17 protein-coding genes are annotated in these 20,491 nt (G+C 63.3%); 14 read left to right on the top strand and 3 right to left on the bottom strand.

The genetic code is table 11. From position 1 onward, the window contains the following. Window positions 1–87: 87 nt before the first annotated feature. The 5 genes from ACNOHI_RS00580 (at window position 88) to hpf (ending at window position 6,469) form a co-directional block, all read left to right on the top strand. Window positions 88–1,728 carry a VRR-NUC domain-containing protein gene (locus ACNOHI_RS00580; protein WP_420472684.1) on the top strand — a complete coding sequence of 547 codons (1,641 nt, stop codon included), beginning with the start codon at window positions 88–90 and terminating at the stop codon, window positions 1,726–1,728. Then, complete coding sequence (locus ACNOHI_RS00575; protein WP_420472683.1) at window positions 1,725–3,962, top strand: helicase C-terminal domain-containing protein; 2,238 nt, start codon at window positions 1,725–1,727, stop codon at window positions 3,960–3,962. Before ACNOHI_RS00580 ends, ACNOHI_RS00575 begins: the two co-directional genes overlap by 4 nt. 211 nt (window positions 3,963–4,173) lie before the next feature. Then, the gene (locus tag ACNOHI_RS00570) at window positions 4,174–4,671 is read left to right on the top strand and encodes a hypothetical protein (RefSeq protein ID WP_420472682.1); all 498 of its coding nucleotides are present in this window, start codon (window positions 4,174–4,176) and stop codon (window positions 4,669–4,671) included. A 72-nt stretch (window positions 4,672–4,743) separates the two neighbouring features. Beyond that, entirely contained in the window at window positions 4,744–5,883 is a 1,140-nt protein-coding gene (locus tag ACNOHI_RS00565; protein WP_420472681.1) for a PA0069 family radical SAM protein, read from the top strand. A gap of 244 nt (window positions 5,884–6,127) precedes the next feature. After that, on the top strand, window positions 6,128–6,469 hold the full coding sequence (gene hpf, locus ACNOHI_RS00560) for a ribosome hibernation-promoting factor, HPF/YfiA family (protein ID WP_420472680.1): 342 nt from the start codon (window positions 6,128–6,130) through the stop codon (window positions 6,467–6,469). Here hpf and ACNOHI_RS00555 read toward each other — a convergent pair whose 3' ends face one another. Next, window positions 6,470–7,072, bottom strand: a complete 603-nt coding sequence (locus ACNOHI_RS00555; RefSeq protein ID WP_420472679.1) for a TetR/AcrR family transcriptional regulator — start codon at window positions 7,070–7,072, stop codon at window positions 6,470–6,472. Window positions 7,073–7,187: 115 nt separating this feature from the next. Here ACNOHI_RS00555 and ACNOHI_RS00550 point away from each other — a divergent pair, with 115 nt between their 5' ends. The 9 genes from ACNOHI_RS00550 (at window position 7,188) to ACNOHI_RS00510 (ending at window position 19,543) form a co-directional block, all read left to right on the top strand. Continuing rightward, window positions 7,188–9,542, top strand: coding sequence for an alpha/beta hydrolase fold domain-containing protein (locus ACNOHI_RS00550; RefSeq protein ID WP_420472678.1), 2,355 nt, complete (start codon window positions 7,188–7,190; stop codon window positions 9,540–9,542). Window positions 9,543–9,570: 28 nt separating this feature from the next. Further along, window positions 9,571–10,500 carry an alpha/beta hydrolase gene (locus ACNOHI_RS00545; RefSeq protein WP_420472677.1) on the top strand — a complete coding sequence of 310 codons (930 nt, stop codon included), beginning with the start codon at window positions 9,571–9,573 and terminating at the stop codon, window positions 10,498–10,500. Between the two features lie 118 nt (window positions 10,501–10,618). Further along, on the top strand, window positions 10,619–12,583 hold the full coding sequence (locus ACNOHI_RS00540) for an MFS transporter (protein ID WP_420472676.1): 1,965 nt from the start codon (window positions 10,619–10,621) through the stop codon (window positions 12,581–12,583). 152 nt (window positions 12,584–12,735) lie between these two features. Continuing rightward, the gene (locus ACNOHI_RS00535; protein ID WP_420472675.1) at window positions 12,736–14,469 is read left to right on the top strand and encodes a polysaccharide deacetylase family protein; all 1,734 of its coding nucleotides are present in this window, start codon (window positions 12,736–12,738) and stop codon (window positions 14,467–14,469) included. A 125-nt stretch (window positions 14,470–14,594) separates the two neighbouring features. Next, window positions 14,595–15,050, top strand: a complete 456-nt coding sequence (locus ACNOHI_RS00530) for a YiaA/YiaB family inner membrane protein (protein WP_420472674.1) — start codon at window positions 14,595–14,597, stop codon at window positions 15,048–15,050. 23 nt (window positions 15,051–15,073) lie between these two features. After that, a complete protein-coding gene (locus ACNOHI_RS00525; RefSeq protein WP_420472673.1) occupies window positions 15,074–15,523 on the top strand; it encodes a hypothetical protein in 450 nt (149 codons plus the stop codon). 8 nt (window positions 15,524–15,531) lie between these two features. Beyond that, window positions 15,532–16,332: a DUF2145 domain-containing protein gene (locus ACNOHI_RS00520; protein ID WP_420472672.1), complete on the top strand. Its 801-nt coding sequence runs from the start codon at window positions 15,532–15,534 to the stop codon at window positions 16,330–16,332. Between the two features lie 53 nt (window positions 16,333–16,385). Next, window positions 16,386–16,982, top strand: coding sequence for a TetR/AcrR family transcriptional regulator (locus ACNOHI_RS00515; RefSeq protein ID WP_420472671.1), 597 nt, complete (start codon window positions 16,386–16,388; stop codon window positions 16,980–16,982). Then, a complete protein-coding gene (locus ACNOHI_RS00510) occupies window positions 16,979–19,543 on the top strand; it encodes a PEP/pyruvate-binding domain-containing protein (protein ID WP_420472670.1) in 2,565 nt (854 codons plus the stop codon). Before ACNOHI_RS00515 ends, ACNOHI_RS00510 begins: the two co-directional genes overlap by 4 nt. A gap of 5 nt (window positions 19,544–19,548) precedes the next feature. Here ACNOHI_RS00510 and ACNOHI_RS00505 read toward each other — a convergent pair whose 3' ends face one another. After that, window positions 19,549–19,896 carry a bleomycin resistance protein gene (locus ACNOHI_RS00505; protein WP_420472669.1) on the bottom strand — a complete coding sequence of 116 codons (348 nt, stop codon included), beginning with the start codon at window positions 19,894–19,896 and terminating at the stop codon, window positions 19,549–19,551. Window positions 19,897–20,031: 135 nt separating this feature from the next. Further along, on the bottom strand, window positions 20,032–20,388 hold the full coding sequence (locus ACNOHI_RS00500) for a hypothetical protein (RefSeq protein WP_420472668.1): 357 nt from the start codon (window positions 20,386–20,388) through the stop codon (window positions 20,032–20,034). Window positions 20,389–20,491: the final 103 nt, after the last annotated feature.

Genomic DNA, 20,491 nt, shown 5'->3' with positions numbered 1-20,491 from the left:
GCAAGAGCATACTTGATTTCACTTGTGGCCGCCGGGCACTCCCCGCTGCCGGTACAATCGAGAGTCAAGCATCGGCACATTGCCAAGATGATCAGGACGCTGGAAAACCGCTTTTACTACCTCGACAACTTCCACACGGTCGTCAACTGGATCGGGGAACGTTACGACGCCTTGCTGGATGATGCAGAGCGTGGATTCATCGCGCGCTTCGTCGAGCTGCCGCAGGCGTCGCGGGCGCTGCTGGTGCGCATGGTGATGCGCAAGGGCGAGCTGTTCCGTTCCGGCAAACTGTTGTACGAGGAAATCGGCGATCCCCGCGAAGCGGCGACGCTTCTCGCTGATGCGGGTTGGATCGAACGCGATGCCCAACTTTCGCTCGACGACGTGTTCTCCTTGCTGACCAAGGCGGAAATCGAACACCTCTTCCGCCCGCACATTCCCAAAGGTGCGAGAAAGGCGGAGCAACTCGAGGCGCTGCGCAGCGCGTTCGGTGACACGCGCCCCTTCTCCCTCTGGCATCCCGACACGGACGAGCAGGTATATCGCCTGCGTATCGGCATGCTGTGCGACCGGCTCCGCCTCATGTTCTTCGGCAACCTGCACCAGGACTGGACCGAGTTCGTGCTGTCCGACCTCGGCATCATGCGCTACGAAAAAGTGGCGTTCCCTGCGTCGGCACAAGCGTTTCGCGACAGGCGCGATGTCGACGACTACCTGCACCTGTTCCGCTGCCGCGAACGTTTCGAGGCAGGCGAAGCGATGGAGACTGTGCTGGCCGACGTGCCGGCGCACCCCTTGGACAACCAATGGATCGAGCAGCGCCGCACGCGCCTGCTGTTCCACGCCGCGCAGGAATACGAACGCGCACGGGACTGGGACAACGCGCTGCGCCTGTACACCGGCATCCGCTATCCGGAAGCCCGCGTGCGCACCGTTCGTGTCCTCGAACTGAGCGAACGGCATGACGAGGCCTTGTCGCTTGCGCAAGCGGCCGCTTGCGAACCTGAAAGCGACGCCGAGCAGCAGCAATTGCAACGCATGCTGCCCCGCCTCCTGCGCCGTGCGGGACAGCCGAAGCCATCGCCGCGCATCCCGGCACCCGTGGCCCGAATCGATCTCCTCCTGCCGCAGCCCCCGGGTGATTACTCGGTGGAAGAACTGGTGCGCGCGCAGTTCGAAACGCCGGACGCCCCTGTCTGGTATGTTGAAAACACGCTGATCAACTCGCTGTTCGGCCTGCTGTGCTGGAAGGCCATCTTTACCCCGGTGCCAGGCGCCTTCTTCCATCCCTTCCATACTGGTCCCGCTGACCTGCACAGTGCTGATTTCCGCTTGCGCCGCACAGCGGAATTCGACGACTGCCTTTCGGCGCTCGATAGCGAGCGGTACAAGGACATCATCCGCCAGTACTTCCGGGAGAAATCCGGCATCCAGTCTCCTTTTGTTTTCTGGGAGATCCTTGACGAAACCCTGCTGGAAACGGCACTCACGTGCATTCCGCCACAGCATCTGAAGAAATGGTTCGAGCGCATGCTGCTCGACGTCCGCGCAAACCGTTCCGGCTTCCCCGACCTCATCCAGTTCTGGCCACGGGAAAGGCGCTACCGCATGGTGGAGGTCAAGGCGCCCGGCGACCGCCTGCAGGACAACCAGTTGCGCTGGCTCGCGTTCTGTGCCGCCCACGGCATGCCGGTGGAAGTCTGCTGGGTGCAATGGACGGACGCATGAAGTACGTCGTCGCCGTCCGCGCACTGACCGAGTTCACCGCCAAGCAAGGCGACCTCGACCTGCGCTTTACGCCGTCGCCCTCGGCGCAGGAAGGCATCGCGGGACACGCGACGGTGACGGCGCGGCGTCCGTCGGGGTACCAGACGGAAATCACGCTCAGCGGCGAATACCGGCACCTGGTCGTGCGCGGGCGTGCCGACGGTTACGACCCGGACCGTAACCAGCTCGAGGAAATCAAGACCTTTCGCGGCGACCTGGAAAGGATGCCGGCAAACCATCGCCACCTGCACTGGGCGCAGGTGAAGGTGTACGGCTGGCTGCTGTGCGAGAAGCTCGGACTGGCCGAGGTGCGCCTGGCCCTGGTCTACTTCGATATCGGCAGCAACAAGGAAACGGTGCTGGCGGAGACGTACGCATCGGCGGAGCTGAAGCAGTTCTTCGAAGCACAGTGTGAGCGCTTTCTCGCCTGGGCGGAACAGGAAATGGCGCACCGCGCCGCACGCGACGAAGCGCTCACCGCGCTGCGTTTTCCGCACGATGCCTTCCGTACTGGCCAGAGGGAGCTGGCGGAAGCGGTATACCGTGCGGCATGCAGCGGCCGCTGCCTGCTCGCCGAGGCGCCCACGGGTATCGGCAAGACGGTCGGCACGCTATTTCCCCTGCTGAAGGCCTGTCCGGGGCAGCAGCTCGACAAGGTGTTCTTCCTTGCCGCCAAGACGTCCGGCCGCCGGCTTGCGTTCGATGCGCTGTCCCAGCTCGGCGCGGGCAAGACGCTGCCGTTGCGCGTGCTCGAACTCGTCGCGCGCGACAAGGCCTGCGAGCATCCGGACAAGGCCTGCCATGGCGACTCCTGTCCGCTGGCCAAGGGGTTCTACGACCGGCTTCCGCAGGCGCGGCAGGCGGCGGTCGAGGTCCGCGTGCAGGACAAGGAAACACTTCGCAAGGTGGCACTGGAGCACAACGTGTGTCCCTACTACCTGAGCCAGGACCAGGCACGCTGGAGCGACGTGGTGGTCGGCGATTACAACTATTACCTCGACGGCGGCGCGATGCTGCATGGACTCGCCATCGCCAACGACTGGCGCGTGGCGGTGCTGGCGGACGAAGCGCACAACCTGGTCGAACGCGCGCGCAAGATGTACACCGCGGAACTAGACCAGGGAGCCTTGCGCGGATTGCGCCTTACCGCGCCGGCGGCACTGAAGAAAAGCCTCGACCGCCTGCACCGTCAGTGGAACGCACTGAACAAGGAGCAGGAGGCCGATTACCAGGTCTACCCGGAAGTGCCATCACCCTTTGCAGGCGCGCTCCAGCAATTGATCGCGGATATCACGGAATACATGGCGGAGAACCCGGCGCTCTTCGATGCCGGATTGCAGCAGTTCTATTTCGATGCCTTGCACTTCTCGCGCCTGGCGGAAGTGTTCGACACGCATTCGCTGTTCGATATCAGCAAACTGCGTGCGCGCGGGTCGGTGCTGTGCATCCGCAATGTCGTTCCCGCACCCTTCCTCGGCCCACGCTTCAGCGCGGCAAGGACGGCGACATTGTTCTCCGCGACACTGCGGCCGGTGGATTTCTATACCGACATGCTCGGCCTGCCCGAGGACACGGTGTGCATCGAAGTAGCGTCGCCGTTCGCATCGGACCAGTTGCGCGTGAAGATCGTGCGCGAGATTTCCACGCGCTACCAGGACCGCGATGCATCGCTCGATCCGATCGCCGCACTGATCGCACAACAGTACGAGAGCCGGCCCGGCAATTACCTGGCCTTCTTCAGCAGCTTCGATTACCTGCAGAAAGTCGCGCAGCGCTTCGCCGCACGCTTCCCGACGATTCCGTTCTGGGAGCAGTCGCGCGGCATGGCGGAAAGCGAGCGTGACGCCTTCCTCGCGCGCTTCACGCCGGAGGGGCGCGGCATCGGGTTTGCGGTGCTCGGCGGTTCCTTCGGCGAGGGCATCGACCTGCCGGGCGAACGGCTGGTCGGCGCCTTCATCGCCACACTGGGGCTGCCGCAGCTCAACCCGGTGAACGAGCACATCATGCAGCGCATGCAGGAAACCTTCGGCGCCGGCTACGACTACACCTATCTCTATCCCGGCTTGCAGAAGGTCGTGCAGGCGGCGGGGCGCGTGATCCGCACGCAGACGGACAAGGGCGTGATCTACCTGATCGATGATCGCTTCGCCCGGCCGAATGTGATGCGTTTGCTGCCGGGCTGGTGGAAGGTATAGAGTCCGCGCGGCACTGCATCATGCGATATCCCAAGCTTTGTGGCGACGGCGGGATTTCGATGCCATCTCCTTAGGTCGAATCAATGCGGCACAACCGCATCCACCTTTCTTCGCAGATGCGACCGTATCTGCAGTTCCACGAGTCATACCACGTCAGGGAGCAGATAGCGCCTCCAGAGCGCAATCGTCATTCTTCATGAATGGAGAGCTTATGGGATGGTTCACAAGCAACGATGCTTCGCCGGCTCGGCATGCCGCCGCCGCGCTGTTCGCCGCAGTCCTCCTCGCGCCCTTGTCCGCCACGGCACTTGAAGCGGGCAACATGCAGCGATTGTCGGAAGATGAACTGCGGCTCGTCGCCGCGCAGGGCCTTGCCGACCGCTTCCTCCAGCGCGTGGCGCTCTACGTATCCAACGGGCTCGGCGTCGAAGTCATTGGCGACTCCGCGAAACTGCTCAATCCGTTTGGCGACGCCTTTGCCGGTCTGCTCGATGCGGACATCACGTTCCAGGATGCGGTTTTCAATCCGCTCAATCCGGCCACACTCATCGACAGCGACGGCAGCGTGCTCGTGCGCCTGCCATCGTCGATTGGGGAAATCAATTTCCGCAATATCCGCATTCGTGGATCCAACGGCAACAGCTTCGGCAGCGTGACGATACGCGGCCTGGATTTCGGCGGCACGACGATCCGGGTGACGCGGCGTTGAAATTCGTTTTGCCTACTTGAACTTGCGCATCTGGCTGGCTAAGATACTGTATTTATATACAGTATCTTAGCCATGTCGGACAATGATTTCCCCGCCGATTCTCAACCCGTCCTGATTCACCGCCCCCTTGCCGCGCGCAAAGGACGCGGCGCAGTCACGAACTTGCAGGGCCGCTATGAAACACAGGCGCGCGAGGCCTTCGACGATGGCTGGGCGGGCGACGGGGACGAAGCCGCCGCTGCATTCAAGACCGAGGTCATCGAGGAGCAGGCGCGCAGCATCCTGACCCGCAATGCGTCGCCCGACGTGCCGTTCGATGTTTCCCTCAATCCCTATCGCGGATGTGAGCACGGCTGCATCTATTGCTTTGCCCGGCCGACACACAGCTACCTCGGCCTGTCGCCCGGACTGGATTTCGAAAGCCGGATCTACGCCAAGGTCAATGCGCCGGAACTCCTGCGCCGCGAACTGGCGCGGCCGTCCTACGTGCCGGAATCCATCGCGCTCGGCGTCAATACCGACGCCTACCAGCCCTGCGAGCGCGGCCTGCGGCTGACGCGACGTGTACTGGAAGTGCTGCATGAATGCGGCCACCCGGTGGCGGTGATCACCAAGTCGTCGCTGATCGAACGCGACATCGACCTGCTCGCCGCCATGGCCGAAAAGCACCAGGCCATGGCCGCCGTCACGATTACCACGCTCGATCCGGCGATCGCGCGCACGCTGGAACCGCGTGCCGCGGCACCAACCCGTCGCTTGCGCACGATACGTACGCTCACAGACGCCGGCATTCCGGTCGGCGTCAGCATCGCGCCGGTGATTCCCTTCGTCACCGAACCCGACCTGGAACGCATCCTGGCGGCCGCGGTGGATGCAGGCGCGGTGGCGGCGAGCCATATCGTGCTGCGCCTGCCATGGGAAGTGAATCCGCTGTTCCAGCAATGGCTGGAAGCGCATTTCCCCGACCGCGCCCGTCGCGTGATGAACCGCATCCGGGATATGCGCGGCGGCAAGGATTACGACGCGGATTTCGGCAAGCGGATGCACGGCGAGGGAGTCTGGGCCGACCTGATCCGGCAGCGCTTTGACAAGGCAACGGCACGGCTGGGGATAGGTTCTCGCTCCGAAGGATATGCCCGGCTCGACGCATCGCAGTTCCGCCGGCCGTCCGGCAAGTCCGGGATTGCCGGCAAGCAGTTCGACCTGTTCTAGCGCGTGTCATCAGGCTGTCACACCGGCCCCGTACGATTCGCCTATCTGCTGTACATGCAAACGATAGGCATGACGGCAGACAGGTGTGCCGCCGTTCCCGAACAGACACGGGGTGGCACACCGACCACCCTCTCCTTCGCATTCGCGGTGAACCTGCCCGGCAAGATGCCGTCTACAAGCAAAAGCAAGGTGCGCTACGACGCCCCTGCGATCCCCTTGTATCTTGCCAATTGGAGCCGACCGTATGAATCTGATGATCACCGGACACCATGTCGATGTCAGTCAAGCCCTGCGTGAATATGTCGAAAACAAGCTCGAACGCGTCGTCCGCCACTTTGACCAGATCATTGATATTGCGGTGATCCTTGGTATCGAGAAACCCTCCGAGAAGGACAAGCGCCAGCGCGCCGAAGTGAACATGCGGCTCAAGGGCAACGTCATTCATGTGGAGCATTTTGCCGAAGACCTGTATGCGGCCATCGACGGGCTGGTGGACAAGCTCGACAGGCAGGTGCTCAAGCACAAGAGCAAGGTGCAGGGCCACCAGAACGAGGCCCTCAAGCACATCAGCTCGGACCTGTCGTAATCAGCGGGAAGGCAAGGTGTAAGGCAGGAACAGGCTGAGCACCTGCTTGAATCCCCAGTCCAGGTGTTCCCGCGTCACCTTGCCGACGTTGTGCCGTGAGTCAAGATAATCCAGCCAGTAGCTGGAAATGATCCAGGCATTGACCACGAGGCAGTCCAGTTCCTCGTCGCTTGCGACGAGGAGTCCTTTCTCGACCATGTGTTTCAGTGCGCGCTTGATATCCGCCTGGCCGCGGTCCGCGAGCTTCACGTTTCTTGCACGCACCTTCGGTGCCATGCGCTTGATGGCAGCGCCGTCGCGGTAAAGAAAGCGCCATTCCCACATCAACCGGAACCAGCGCTGCAGGTAAGCCATGCCGGCGTCTGCGCCATCGCCCTCCGTCTGCGGCGCATTGGCGACTTCGTTCAATGCCGCTTCAAACATTTCGAACAGCGCGAAGACGATGTCTTCCTTCTTCTTGAAGTAGTAATACAGGTTGCCTTCGTTGATGCCCGCGGTGCGCGCGATCTCGGCCGTCGTCACGGCGGCGGGGCCGGATTCATTGAACAGGCGCAAACATACATCCAATATGCGGTCCCGCGTACTCATGGCGACTTCGGTCATGATGATCCGTATTGACAGATTTAAGGTAATTACCCTAACGTGGATATTGCAGAAAATTCATTTCCTTTGTCCATTTTACTGGACGCGAACCGGGCAATGCGAATCGGAGGACGGCATGAGCTGGCAAGCACGCGTTTTCAGTTTCATCCTGCGGCAGACGTTCAAACGACGGCTGGCGGCGGCGAAAAATGCCGTGCAGGCACGTGCCTTGCTCAATAGCGGACGGTTCAGGACACCCGGGGATGTGCTCGTGACGCCGGAACGGCTGGGCGGCATTGACGGGGAATGGGTCGAACCCGCGCATCCGAGTGCATCCACACTGCTCTATCTGCACGGCGGCGGCTACTTTGCCTGCTCGCCACGCTCGCACCGGGCGGTGACCAGTTTTTATGCGCAACAGGGATTCCGCGTCTTCGCGCCCGACTATCGGCTTGCGCCAGAGCATCCTTTTCCCGCGGCACTGGAAGATGCCGAGGCGGTGTATGCCGCGCTCATTGAACACGGGACCGATCCGCATCACATCGTCCTGTCCGGCGACTCGGCCGGCGGCGGACTGGCGCTCGCCCTGCTATTGCGCATCCGCGAACGCGGCCTGCCCATGCCAGCCGCCGCCGCACTGTTCTCTCCGCTGACGGACTTGGCGGCAACCGGTGCATCGATCACCGCGAACGACGCCCGTTGCGCCATGTTCCGTGGCGCACGCATCGCCATCGGCGCCGCCTTCTATCTTGGCGGCGCCGATCCGCGCACGCCCCTGGCATCGCCCCTCTATGCGGACCTGCGCGGACTTCCACCACTGCTGATCCACGTCGGCGCGGACGAAGTGCTGCGCGACGATTCGATCCGCATTGCCGAGCGGGCACAAGCGGCAGGCATACAAGTCGAACTGCGCGTGTGGCCCGAGGTGCCGCATGTGTGGCAGCTGTTCCACCGCTTCATTCCCGAGGGCCGCGCATCGCTTGCGCAGGCGAGTCGCTTCCTGCTTGCGCAAGCAGCCGGCAAGGGCAAGCGTGAACCTGACGTCGACGTCGCCATTATCGGCAGTGGCTTCTCGGGCCTCGGGATGGCGATCAAGCTCAAGGAGTCCGGCAACAACGACTTTGTCATTCTCGAAAAGGCACAGGACATCGGCGGCACCTGGCGCGAAAACACCTATCCCGGTTGCGCCTGCGACGTGCCGTCACACATGTATTCCTTCTCCTGGGAGCGCAATCCCCGCTGGAGCCGCATGTTCGCCACCCAGCCGGAAATACTCGCCTACCTGAAGCATTGCGTGGCCAAATACGGCCTTGCGCCGCACATCCGTTTCGGGGCCGAGATGCGCGAAGCGGTGTTCGACGAAGCCAACGACTTGTGGGATCTGCATACTGTCGACGGGCGTCGCTTTACGGCGCGCACGATCGTCTCCGCGATGGGCGCGCTGCACCGTCCGGCACTGCCTGCACTGCCGGGCATCGACAACTTTCGCGGCGTCAGCTTCCACTCTGCGGAGTGGAGACACGACGTCGACCTGACAGGCAAGCGGGTGGCGGTGATCGGCACCGGCGCCAGCGCGATCCAGTTCGTGCCGCAGATCGCGCCGAAGGTCGCTCAGCTTACGCTGTTCCAGCGCACGCCGGCCTGGGTATTGCCGAAGCTGGACCGGCCCATCGGCCGCCTCGAACAAACCATCTACCGCAGCGTGCCGGGCGCAATGCGGCTGTTCCGCAATATCCTGTACTGGCGGCAGGAATTCTTCGGCCTCGGCTTTGTCCACCCGAAACTGATGGAACAGGCGCAGCGCATGGCGCTCAGGCACATGGAGCGGCACATCGCCGACCCCGCACTGCGCGCGAAGTTGACGCCGTCCTATACGATCGGCTGCAAGCGCATCCTGATTTCCAATGACTATTTCCCCGCGCTTGCCCGACCCAACGTGGACGTCGTGACGAGCGGCATCACGCGCGTGCGCGAGCATTCGATTGTCGGCGGCGACGGCGTCGAGTATCCGGTAGACGCCATCATCTATGGCACCGGCTTTCGCGTCACGGAGCAGCTCTCACCCGTGCGCCTCATCGGCCGCAACGGCGTGGACATCAATGAAGCGTGGCGCGACGGGCCACAGGCCCATCTCGGACTCATGAGCGCGGGCTTTCCCAACCTGTTCATGCTGCTCGGCCCGAATACCGGCCTGGGGCACAACTCGGTCGTCTTCATGGCGGAGCAGCAGATCCGTCATGCGATGGACTGTCTGCGCCTGATGCGCGCACAAGGCAAGACACGCATCGAAGTGCAGGCCGGCGCACAACGCCAGTTCAACGAGGACTTGCAGCGCCGCCTGACGACGACCGTCTGGTCGACCGGCTGCAAGAGCTGGTACCTCGACGAACACGGCCGGAATGTGACCTTGTGGCCTGGCTTTACCTTCGAATACTGGCACCGGATGCGCAGGCTAAATCTGGCCGACTACCGTTTTTCCGGAAGCGTGTAACATCAAAAAAAACAACGGAGGAGACAACATGCTGCATCCCCAGGCGCGCGCGCTGCTTGACCTGATCGAACAACGCGCCGTACCGCCGACCCATACCCTGTCGGTTGAAGACGCCCGGCGCTTCTACCGCGAACGCCGCTTCTTCACCCAGCCGGACACGCCGGAAGTGGCGCACGTGGAGGACATGCGCACGGACGACGGAATTCCTCTCCGGCTCTACAAGCCGCTCGGCGCCGAGGCAGGCCTGCAGCCCGCGCTGGTCTACTACCATGGAGGCGGGTGGACGATTGGCGACCTCGATACCCACGACACCCTTTGCCGCCAGCTTGCCAACCGCTCCGGCTGCGTGCTGCTGTCCGTCGATTACCGCCTCGGCCCCGAGCATCGTTTTCCAGCAGCGGTAGACGACAGCATCGCCGCCTTGCGCTGGGTACACACCAATGCGTCCGCGCTCGGCATCGATGCCGCACGCATCGCGATCGGCGGCGACAGCGCGGGAGGCAACCTGGCGGCAGTCGCAACCATCGACGCGCGCGACAACGGCGGCCCGCCGTTGGCATTCCAGCTCCTGATCTACCCGGCGACCGACATGCGCGCTATTGCGGCATCGCACGTCACGAACGGCCAGGGATATCTGCTGACCAGCAACACCGTCCGCTATTTCCACGATCACTACATCGACGATCGGAAGCATGACCTCGACTGGCGTGCTTCCCCGCTGCTGCACCCCGACCTGTCGCGCCTGCCGCCGGCGTTCATCCTGACCGCCGGCTTTGATCCGCTGCGCGACGAGGGATTGATGTATGCGCAGCGCCTGAGCGAAGCAGGTACGCGCACGACCTCGATCTGCTTCGACCGCCAGATCCACGGCTTCATCACCATGGGCCGCGTGCTCGACGAAGCCAATGCAGCGGTCGACATCTGCGCTTCGCAGTTGAAGGCCGCGCTCATCGGCTGACGGTATCGCGCGGCGCGACTATCGGTCGCGCCGCATTCGCCCCGGCAATTCCATCCCCTCCATGCAGCGTCTGCGTGTATATTTGATGCCGATTTACCAATACGCATCAGAGGAGACCATGGAACAACCCGTCAATGCGCAGGCCGGCGCCGCCGTACCCGGCACGAGCACGCATGCCGACCATCCCAACCAGTTTGCGCTGCTTGGCCAGCGCCGCTTCGCGCCCTTCTTCTGGACGCAGTTCTCCGGCGCGGCGAACGACAACCTCTTCAAGTTCGCCTTCACGGTGATGGTCACTTACCAGCTTCAGGTGAGCTGGATGCAGCCGGCGATGGCCGGCCTCGTGATCGGCGCGCTGTTCATCCTGCCCTACCTGCTGTTCTCCGCGACCAGCGGGCAGATCACCGACAAATACGAAAAGACGAAGATCATCCGCTTCGTGAAGAACCTGGAGATCGCCATCATGGCGCTCGCCGCCTACGGCTTCGTCGCGGAGAACGTACCCGTGCTGCTGGCATGCACTTTCTTCATGGGATTGCACTCGACCCTGTTCGGCCCGGTGAAGTTCGCCTACTTGCCGCAGGCATTGAGCGAGCGCGAGCTGACGGGCGGAAATGGTATGGTGGAAATGGGCACCTTCGTCGCGATCCTGCTCGGCAATATTGTGGGCGGCTTGCTGATCGCGACACCTGACGTCGGACGCATGCATGTCGCTATCGGCTGCATGGCGGCCGCACTTGCCGGCCGGATCGTCGCGCAATTCATCCCGCTTGCGCCCGCCACCGATCCCGGGCTCAAGATCAACTGGAATCCAGTAAGCGAAACCTGGCGCAACCTGAAAATGGCGCACGGCAATCCTGTCGTGTTCCGCTCGCTGCTGGGCATCAGCTGGATGTGGTTCTTCGGCGCGGTCTTCCTCAGCCAGTTCCCCAGCCTTGCGCGAGAAGTCCTGCACGGCAACGAGCAGGTCGCGTCCTTCCTGCTGGTCGTGTTTTCCATCGGCATCGCGACTGGTTCGTTGCTATGCGAAGTGCTCAGTCGCCGCCACGTCGAAATCGGGCTGGTGCCGCTGGGTGCGATCGGCATGACGGTATTCGCGGTCGACCTGTACTTCGCCACGCGCGGCCTGCCGCCGTCGGCGACCCTGACGCTCGGTGAATTCCTCGCGCAGTCCTATCACTGGCGCGTGCTGGCCGACCTCGCCCTGCTCAGCCTGTTCGCCGGCCTGTACAGCGTGCCGATGTACGCGCTGATCCAGCTGCGCGCGCAACCGACGCATCGCGCCCGCATCATCGCGGCCAACAACATCCTGAACGCGCTGTTCATGATTGCCAGCTCCGTTATCGCCGGCGTCCTGCTGCAGTCGGGTTTCTCGATTCCGCAGATCTTCCTGTTCACCGGCCTGGCCAACGCCCTCGTCGCGTTCTACATCTTCATGCTGGTGCCGGAATACCTGCTGCGCTTCTTCGCCTGGGTGATGTCCCACGTGGTGTACCGCTTCAAGGTGCGCGGCGATGAACACATTCCGACGGCGGGCCCGGCGGTGCTGGTATGCAACCACGTGAGCTTCGTCGATGCCGTGCTGCTGATGGCGGCGAGTCCGCGTCCGATCTATTTCGTGATGGACCATCGTATCTTCCGCATCCCGGTGCTCGGCGCGATTTTCCGCCTGGCGAAGGCGATCCCGGTCGCGCCGCGTACGCAGGATGAAACAACCTATGAGCAGGCGTTCGAGCGTGCCGCGCAAGTGCTCCGGGAAGGCGATCTGCTGGCCATCTTCCCCGAGGGTGCGCTCACGCGCGACGGCAGCCTGCAGGAATTCAAGGGCGGCGTGATGAAGATCCTCGAACGCGCGCGGCAGGACGGCATCTCGCCGCCGGTGGTGCCGATGGGCCTGACCAATCTGTGGGGCTCCTTCTTCAGCCGCATCGAGGTGGTCAATGGAGACCGCGTGGCGATGGTGCGGCCGTTCAGGCGTGGGATGTTCTCTCGCGTGGGGCTGAACGTCGGCCAGCCCGTCCCCGCCGTGCAGGCCCAACCTGCCATGTTGCGCGAACGCGTCGCCGCACTGCTTGTTGAGTGACCGCTCACACTTGAGCACAAATAAGGCTTTTGTTTAAACCGGCGGCGACCGCCGCCGGTACGCTCTGCGCGATTGAGAACACGCAATCGATACTGTGCAGCGCACTTCTAGCATGAAGGCTCCAGAACTCGAACAACAAGGAGCCTTCCCTCATGAAGAAGACACGCGTTCCGAGCAGTCTTTTATTGGCATTGGTAAGCGGGTTGAGTGCATGCGGCGGGGGAGGTGAAGACAGGGCGGCGGAGGCAGGAGCCAGGCCGGCCTCCGTGATGGCGCCCGAAGTCTGGATCAAGTGCGCGGACGAATGGCAGGTGTGCAGCTTCTCCGGAACGACGCAGGTGCGGTATGGCCTGAATGGCACCTGGGTCACGCGGACCGCCACCGGATCGATCGGTTGCAACAACGATGTCTTCGGCGATCCGCTTCCCGGTGCGGACAAGATCTGCGAGTACGCGACGATGTCGCCGTCGCCTACCCCGACACCGACTCCCACTCCGACACCGACTCCCACTCCGACACCGACTCCCACTCCGACTCCGACTCCGACACCGACTCCCACTCCGACTCCGACTCCGACTCCGACTCCAACTCCGACTCCGACGCCGACGCCGACGCCGACTCCGACGCCAACGCCTTCGCCAGCGCCGTTATCGACGTGGACCAAGTGCGCCGATGAATGGCAAACCTGCTCCTTCTCGGGCACGCGGCAAGTGCGCTATGGATTCAACGGCACCTACGCGACGCGCACCGCCACCGGATCGATTGCCTGCAATAACAATGTCTTCGGTGATCCGGTTCCCGGTGCGGACAAGATCTGCGAATACGAAACGCTCACCCCGGCGCCGTCTCCAACGCCTTCTCCGACGCCGACGCCTACACCGACACCAACCCCAACGCCGACACCTACTCCTTCGCCGACGCCCGCGGACTGCAACGCCATCATCGATCGCTGCTTCGACCTGACCGCGCCATCCGTGACGAAGTACAAGGGAGACAAGTCCGCGGCCGCATCGTACACCTTCGACGACGGATACCGCACAAGCTCCACCATCGCCGGCATCTTCGAAAGCTTCGGCCTGCGCGCGACCTTCTACATCATTCCAGGCATCATCCCGGACACGGACTGGAATTTCTGGAAGGACATTGCCGGCCGCGGACACGAGATCGGCAATCATTCGATGACGCACGACATCGACATGGGTGACCCTTCGGTGTCCGACGCCACACTGCAGACCGAGATCAACGGCGCACAGGATCGCATCACGCAGAAACTGGGCATCAAGCCGCTCACGTTCGCCTTCCCGTGGCATTCGTACACGTCACGTGCGTTGTCGGTGGCCGAGTCGCGCCACTTCTCCGTGCGCAAGATGTCGACCGGCGAAAGCAATTACCAGTTCGCCTTCTTCGACCAGGATCACGACAGCTCCCTGTCGCAAGCGCTCACGACGGTGAACAACCAGCTGCGCTTCGTCGTCGACAATGGCGGCTGGTTCGTCGCCGGCGGCCACGGCGTGGATGGCGACGGCTGGAGTCCGGTCACGTCGCAATTCCTGCGCGATCACCTGAATTTCGCCAGCCAGTTCTCCGCGCGGCTGTGGACCGATACCTACCTGAATGTGGCGCGCTACCGCCTGTGCCGTCCGCAGGTATCCGTCTCCGCGACGGCGGCGTCGTCGAGCCAGGCGACGGTGACGGTCGGCGGCAACTTCAATGCGGCGCTGTGCACCGCGCCGCTGACGGTCAGCCTGCCGGTCAAGGAGGCGTGGTCGGGCAACGTCACCGCGCGCCTCGCCGACGGCACCGCCGTGCCCGTCACGCGCACAGCGGCCAAGCTCTATCTCGATATCCGCCCGGGACGGACAGTCACCATCGAAGTCTCCCGGTAAACCGGCCTCCGGTATCAAACCACAATACCGGAGGACCATCGCAGGTACACCCAGATCAAATCACGATCCTTTTTCCTGGCTTTCAGGGACACTCCTCTCACCCGATAACCACCGAGAGGAATGCAATGAAAGTCCTGATGCATCGCGACACGAGCGCCTGGCAGATTCAAGTCTGGGTTTCCTTCGCCCTCGCCGCCTTCTTGTGCGGCGTCGGCCTTGCCTGGCTGCCGGGCAAGGACCTCGACCGCGCCTTCATGGTCATGGGCTACTTCTTCTGCCTGACCACCGCTTTCGTCCTCGCGAAATTCGTCCGCGACAACGAACAGAGCCGCCGTGAGGGCAAGCCGGCGGACACGCCGATGTTCCGTTATGTCGTATGGACCAGCTTTTTCCTGGCGATGGCGCTCACCGGCTGGGGCCTGCTGCGCATGGAAATCAACGAGACCTACAAGGCCTTCCTCGGCGTGAGCTGGCTCTACCTCATCACCTGCGCGTTCACGCTGGCCAAGACGCTGCGCGACAAGCATGAAGCCGACGTGCTCGAAGCCCGCGCCGCATCGCGTGTGCAGGAAGCCGCCTGATTAACCATCCCCTGGAGAATGTCATGAACAAACGTTTTGCCGTATCCCTGCTTGCCTCTTTCCTGATCGCGTCCAGCGCGATTCTCCCGGCCCGGGCACAAAGCGATGCCTCTGCACTGAGCGCGATCTCCGCCCTGCCGGTCGCCTCAATCGTGGTTGCAGGCGCCGCAGCCAGTGCGGTCGTTGCCGCCCCCGCGATGCTCTCGGTTGCCGGCACCGTGCTCGTCGTCAAGTCGGTGGAAGCAAGTACGCACGCGACGGTGATCGTTCTGGAACGCGCGTCGGACGGCGCGCGGGTCAGCCTGCGCATCGCAGGGAACGGCCTTGCCGCTTCCGGCATGGTTGCCGGCACCGCCGTCGTCGTCAGCGTGATCGGCACCGGCGTCATCCTCTCGGCTGCAGGTGAAGCGATCGCTTTCATTCCCAATGCGCTGGGGCAAGCCCTGCTCCACAACGAGCGCCTGACGTACTGAGGCCGGCCATGCGCACACTGACAAGGATGGCCGTAGCCGTTTCAGTGGCGCTGTTCGCCACTGCCGCCTGGGCGGGACGTTCCTGCGAGCAGAAGCGCCCCACCGTGCAGACCATCGAGCGCGGGCTGGCCCTCGCGGCGCGGACGCAGGAAATGCTCGATTCGCTCGGCCAGGATGTCGTCGTCCTGGCACGCGCAGGACAGGACCTGACGAAATACGGCGTGCATTATTCGCATGTGGGTCTGGCGTATCGCCAGCCCGATGGCAAAGGCGGCCATGTGTGGCGAGTCGTGCACAAGCTCAATCATTGCGGCACGGCGGAGTCGGCGATCTACCGACAGGGATTGGGGGAGTTCTTCCTCGACGACCTGTGGCGCTACGAGGCGGCGTTCTCGATGCTGTCGCCCGAGATGCAGGACAAGTTGCTGGGACTCCTCAAGGACAACAGGGCGGCGGCGCGAATGCATCACAAGCCCTACAGCATCGTCAGCTATGCCTGGGGCAAGGCGTACCAGCAATCCAACCAGTGGGCGATCGAAACCATCGCCGCGGCAGCGGATCCTGCGGTACGAACGCGCACCCAGGCGCAAGCCTGGCTGCAGTTGCGCGACTACCGCCCGGCAACACTGAAACTCGACGCGCTGACCCGCCTCGGCGGACGCATCAGCGCCGCCAACGTCGCTTTCGACGACCATCCCTTCGAGAAGCGCTTCTCGGACCGCATCGAAACCGTGACGGCCGACTCCGTGTTCGGTTGGCTCGAGCGCTCCCGCCTCGGCAGCACCGCTGTTCCAGTCAGTCTTGAATAATTTCTAAACGACGTTTATTATTGAACGACGTTCAAAATTATTGGGCCGATACCATGGATGCCACACCCGGACGGCGCGAGAGAAAGCGCCAGCAGACCGCCGACCTGCTTGTCGATACCGCAATGGAACTGTTCGAGGCGCACGGCTACGACGCGGTGACGATGGAACAGATCGCTGCCGCGGCGGACGTCGCCAAGGGCACGCTGTACAACCATTTCCCGGTGAAGGAAGCCTTGTTGCGGCACTACTTCCACCGGCAGTTCGCGGAGCAGGGACCGGCGCTGCGCAACAAGCTGCTCGGCGAACCGGACGCGATCCGGCGCATCGCCCTGTTGCTTAAACACGCCGCGCGATGGGCCCAGCAGCACCGTGAATACATGCCCCACTATCTTGAGTACCGGCTCGGGCAGTCGATCCGGCCCGGCGCCGAACGCAGCGGAACGGAAGTTGTCTTCGCGCAGTTGATCGCCGCCGCACAGGAAGCGAACCGCCTGCGCAAGGATCTCGACACTGCGACGCTGGTCCACTATTTCCGCTATCTCTACCTCGCCGCCTTCACGCGCTGGATCCACGATCCGACGGTCAGGCTCGAGAACGAACTGGCGACCATGCTCGACCTGTTCGTTGCCGGAGCAGGAGAAGCGCAATGAACGCCGCCGCCCCATCCATGCCCCTGCTCGATTGGGATGCCGCAGCGACACAACGCGAGGAAGCCGGCGGCAAGGGCTGGCAGCTCGGTCTGCTGGCGCGCTACGGCCTTCCGGTGCCCGAGGGATTCGTCATTCCGGCATCCGTCTACCGGAAAGCAGTACGGGAGAACGGCGATGCACTTGCCCACTGCCGCCTCGACAATGGAGTCATCGCCCTGCTCAATGACGAACTTGCCCGCCGAGGCTGGCTGGAGACGCCGCTCGCGGTGCGCTCGTCCGCGACCATGGAAGACTCGGCGCAGGCCTCCTTCGCCGGCATCCACCTCACTCGTCTCAACGTAACCGGCATCGACGCGTTGCTCGATGCGGTGCGCGCGGTCTGGGCCTCGCTCTGGACACCGCAGGCCGTCGCCTATCGCGATCGCTTCGGCATTGCCCACGCCGACGCCGCCATGGCCGTCGTTGTCATGCCCCTGCTGCCCGCACGCGCTGCCGGGATCGCCTTCAGCTGCGACCCGCGCGCTGGACGCGATGACCGCATCATTGTTCATGCGCACTGGGGTCTTGGCGAATCATTGGTCGGGGGCGAGGCGGACGGCGACGAATATGTCCTCCACGAAGACGTGCTCGATACGCGCCTGTCGCTGGGGGAGAAACGCATCGGCAGCAAGGCGCGCAAGACCGTCATGCAGGACCAGGGCGGCACGCACACGATTGACACGCCCCGCGACGAAGCGGCCCGTCAGGTGCTCGACGACGCGCAGGCGCTCCTGCTCGGCACACTGGTACGCGACGCCGCCAGCGCGCTCGACTTCGGCCGGCCCTTCTATGATGTCGAATGGGTGTGGGACGGCGAACGCTTCTGGATCGTCCAGGCGCGTCCCGTGACCGCCATCGCGCGCAACACCTACCCCGCTATCGCCAGCCAGCCGACGATCTGGACGAACGGCAACAGCCGCGACGTCATGCCGCTGCCGATGTCCGCGCTCGACTGGTGCGGCGTTCGGCGTCTCGTCAATGAACTGCTCGAAGCGGGCTACCGGCACGCCGGTTATCCGCTGCTGCCCGGCACGCAGCGCGCCGCTTGCTTCAACGGCCGGCTCTACCTGAACCTGTCGCTGCTGATGTGGGAAGCGTGGGACGGTTTCGGCGTACCGCCGAAGATCATCAACGAAATGGCCGGCGGTCACCAGCCCGAGATCGCCGTGCCACCCGACACGCTGCGCGACAAGCTCCGTCGCATTCCTTACTTCATCCGCTTCGCGCGGACCACCGGGCCGGTGCGCAAGCATGCGGAGCAGGCTGCGGCCTCCGCAATGGCATTGGCGAAGGAATGGAAGGCAGCGACCCCGCCGCACGATCCCGTTGCCAGCTACACGCTGTTGCTCGACCGCACCCGCACCGTGCGCGGCCAGCGCGAGCTGGGGCTGATGCAGGGCTCGGGCGGCGCAAGCTTGTCCATGCTCGTCGGCGCACTGGAAAAGCACTTCCCCGGCGAGGCCAACGCCATGGCCGCGGCCCTGCTCGCCGGCGGCACACCAAGCGTGACCGCGCAGCAGGGCTACGACCTGATGTCGCTGGCCGAAGTCGCCGAGCGGCATCCCGAGGTGCAGGCCTGGCTGACACAGCCTGGCCGCGACGACAACGGCTGGCGCGCACTGGCTCCCGAACATCCTTTCCGCCGAGGGTTTGCCGACTTTCTCGATCGCTATGGCCACCGCGGTGTCTATGAAAGCTACTGGCGGCACCAGCGCTGGCACGACACCCCGGGCTACCTGCTCGACACCATTGCCGGCCTGATCGGCACCCGCGCCGCCGACGTCCGCGCCCGCCAGGAAAAGGCCCGCGAGCAGGCATGGCAACGCGCGCGCGCGGGAATGCCCTGGCACGCGCGGCAGATGCTGAAATTCTTCGTCGCGTCAGCCGTGCGCGACAGCAACCAGCGCGAACTGGCGCGCAGCACCTTTGCCGCCACGGCGGATGCGCTGCGTGGGCAGCTCCTGCATCTGGGCCGAGCGCTTATGGAACGCGGCGCGCTGGTGCAGCCCGAGCATATCGTCGAGCTGACGCTGCCGGAGATCGGCCTTGCGCTGCGCGGTGTGACAAAGGCGCAAGGTGTGGCCAACCGGGTCGAAGACCGCCTCGCCCAGCGCGCGTACTGGGAAGCCGTGCACGGCCCCGATGTCATCCAGGTCGACGGCCCGCCAGTTGCCGTCGCGGATGTTTCGATGCCCGCAACCGGCAAGGTTCGGACCGGTGTTGCGGTCGGCGCCGGCATTGCACGCGGCATTGCACGTGTCATCCGCGATCCCCGCGACGGCACGCGCCTCAACCAGGGCGAGATCCTGGTCGCGCCCTCAACCGATCCGGCGTGGACGCCGCTCTTCCTGAAAGTCGGCGGACTGGTCATGGAAACGGGCGGCTACCTGTCGCACGGCGCGATCGTGGCGCGCGAGTTCGCGATTCCGGCGGTGGTGAACATGCCGGGGATTCTGGAGCAGATTCGGGATGGGGATGTGATTGAGGTGGACGGCAGTACGGGGCGGGTGCGGCTCGCTTGATGACGTCACGCCGGCTCACCGAATTTCAGGAGATTACCGTGCGGGTCGATGACGTAGAGTTCTTTCATTCCCCACGGTCGAACGGCGGGCGGATCGGACTGCACGCCGTTCTCGGCAAACTCCTTGAATAGTGCCTCCGTATCTGTGACACGGAGGTAGCAGGAGGTGTTTTCAGCGATGCTGCGATCCCGGCACAGCCAGAAATGGATCTCGGCGCCGTCGCGGGCGACGATGGCATAGTCGTCGTACTGGCTGAGTTTTTTGAACCCGAGGCGAGCGGTGTAGAAGTCGGCGGATTCTGCGATGTCCAGCGATGCCAGGACGGGGATCGTGCTTTTGATTTGTGTTGTCATTGGGATTCAACGAATGCGTTGCTGGGCTTCACTAAAGTAGTTGTAGGCTGGGATGCAATCCCAGCAGAGCCGAACAAATGATCGCTGGGATTGCACCCCAGCCTACGGCACTGCGCTTTTTCGCCCTACGGTTGCTCACCATAGCCACCAAAACATGAGAGCCAGGCCGGTACCAAAGCCGACCAAAAGAAAGATTCGCAGGTATCCATCAGAATTGGGTTCTTCAATGGGACGCCAGTTGTCAGACAGCCCGTTAATGAGTCCCCATGAGAAGTGCATCAAGGCCAATATGGCTTCACCGATCAGGTTGCCGTAGAAGTAACCCAGGAAGGCAAAGACCGCCGCGGACCAGCCGATGATATTTGGATGCCAACCGCCTGTGAAAAACCCGATGGTCAACGAAAGCACCAGCCCATACGCTGCGCCAGTGAACCCGCCAAGCAGGCAAGACATGCTTCGATCAAGGGCTGATTCTTCCGGATCTGCGGCCATGATATTTAAGTTGGATTGGACGGACAGCGTCAGTCTGAATCATCCGCAAACCCGATCTGCTCCAATCGACATCGCGCGGACGATTCAACAGAGTGCTGCACGA

It is taken from the genome of Noviherbaspirillum sp. ST9, from assembly GCF_048799745.1.
In the GTDB taxonomy this organism is placed as follows: Bacteria; Pseudomonadota; Gammaproteobacteria; order Burkholderiales; family Burkholderiaceae_D; genus Noviherbaspirillum.
The sequence above is the reverse complement of the archived record's forward strand: the minus strand, read 5'-3'. Positions and strand labels throughout refer to the sequence as shown.

Coding starts and splice junctions, on each gene's coding strand:
- ACNOHI_RS00580 (WP_420472684.1), top strand. CDS start 88: ATGATCAGGACGCTGGAAAACCGCTTTTACTACCTCGACAACTTCCAC.
- ACNOHI_RS00575 (WP_420472683.1), top strand. CDS start 1,725: ATGAAGTACGTCGTCGCCGTCCGCGCACTGACCGAGTTCACCGCCAAG.
- ACNOHI_RS00570 (WP_420472682.1), top strand. CDS start 4,174: ATGGGATGGTTCACAAGCAACGATGCTTCGCCGGCTCGGCATGCCGCC.
- ACNOHI_RS00565 (WP_420472681.1), top strand. CDS start 4,744: ATGTCGGACAATGATTTCCCCGCCGATTCTCAACCCGTCCTGATTCAC.
- hpf (WP_420472680.1), top strand. CDS start 6,128: ATGAATCTGATGATCACCGGACACCATGTCGATGTCAGTCAAGCCCTG.
- ACNOHI_RS00555 (WP_420472679.1), bottom strand. CDS start 7,072: ATGACCGAAGTCGCCATGAGTACGCGGGACCGCATATTGGATGTATGT.
- ACNOHI_RS00550 (WP_420472678.1), top strand. CDS start 7,188: ATGAGCTGGCAAGCACGCGTTTTCAGTTTCATCCTGCGGCAGACGTTC.
- ACNOHI_RS00545 (WP_420472677.1), top strand. CDS start 9,571: ATGCTGCATCCCCAGGCGCGCGCGCTGCTTGACCTGATCGAACAACGC.
- ACNOHI_RS00540 (WP_420472676.1), top strand. CDS start 10,619: ATGGAACAACCCGTCAATGCGCAGGCCGGCGCCGCCGTACCCGGCACG.
- ACNOHI_RS00535 (WP_420472675.1), top strand. CDS start 12,736: ATGAAGAAGACACGCGTTCCGAGCAGTCTTTTATTGGCATTGGTAAGC.
- ACNOHI_RS00530 (WP_420472674.1), top strand. CDS start 14,595: ATGAAAGTCCTGATGCATCGCGACACGAGCGCCTGGCAGATTCAAGTC.
- ACNOHI_RS00525 (WP_420472673.1), top strand. CDS start 15,074: ATGAACAAACGTTTTGCCGTATCCCTGCTTGCCTCTTTCCTGATCGCG.
- ACNOHI_RS00520 (WP_420472672.1), top strand. CDS start 15,532: ATGCGCACACTGACAAGGATGGCCGTAGCCGTTTCAGTGGCGCTGTTC.
- ACNOHI_RS00515 (WP_420472671.1), top strand. CDS start 16,386: ATGGATGCCACACCCGGACGGCGCGAGAGAAAGCGCCAGCAGACCGCC.
- ACNOHI_RS00510 (WP_420472670.1), top strand. CDS start 16,979: ATGAACGCCGCCGCCCCATCCATGCCCCTGCTCGATTGGGATGCCGCA.
- ACNOHI_RS00505 (WP_420472669.1), bottom strand. CDS start 19,896: ATGACAACACAAATCAAAAGCACGATCCCCGTCCTGGCATCGCTGGAC.
- ACNOHI_RS00500 (WP_420472668.1), bottom strand. CDS start 20,388: ATGGCCGCAGATCCGGAAGAATCAGCCCTTGATCGAAGCATGTCTTGC.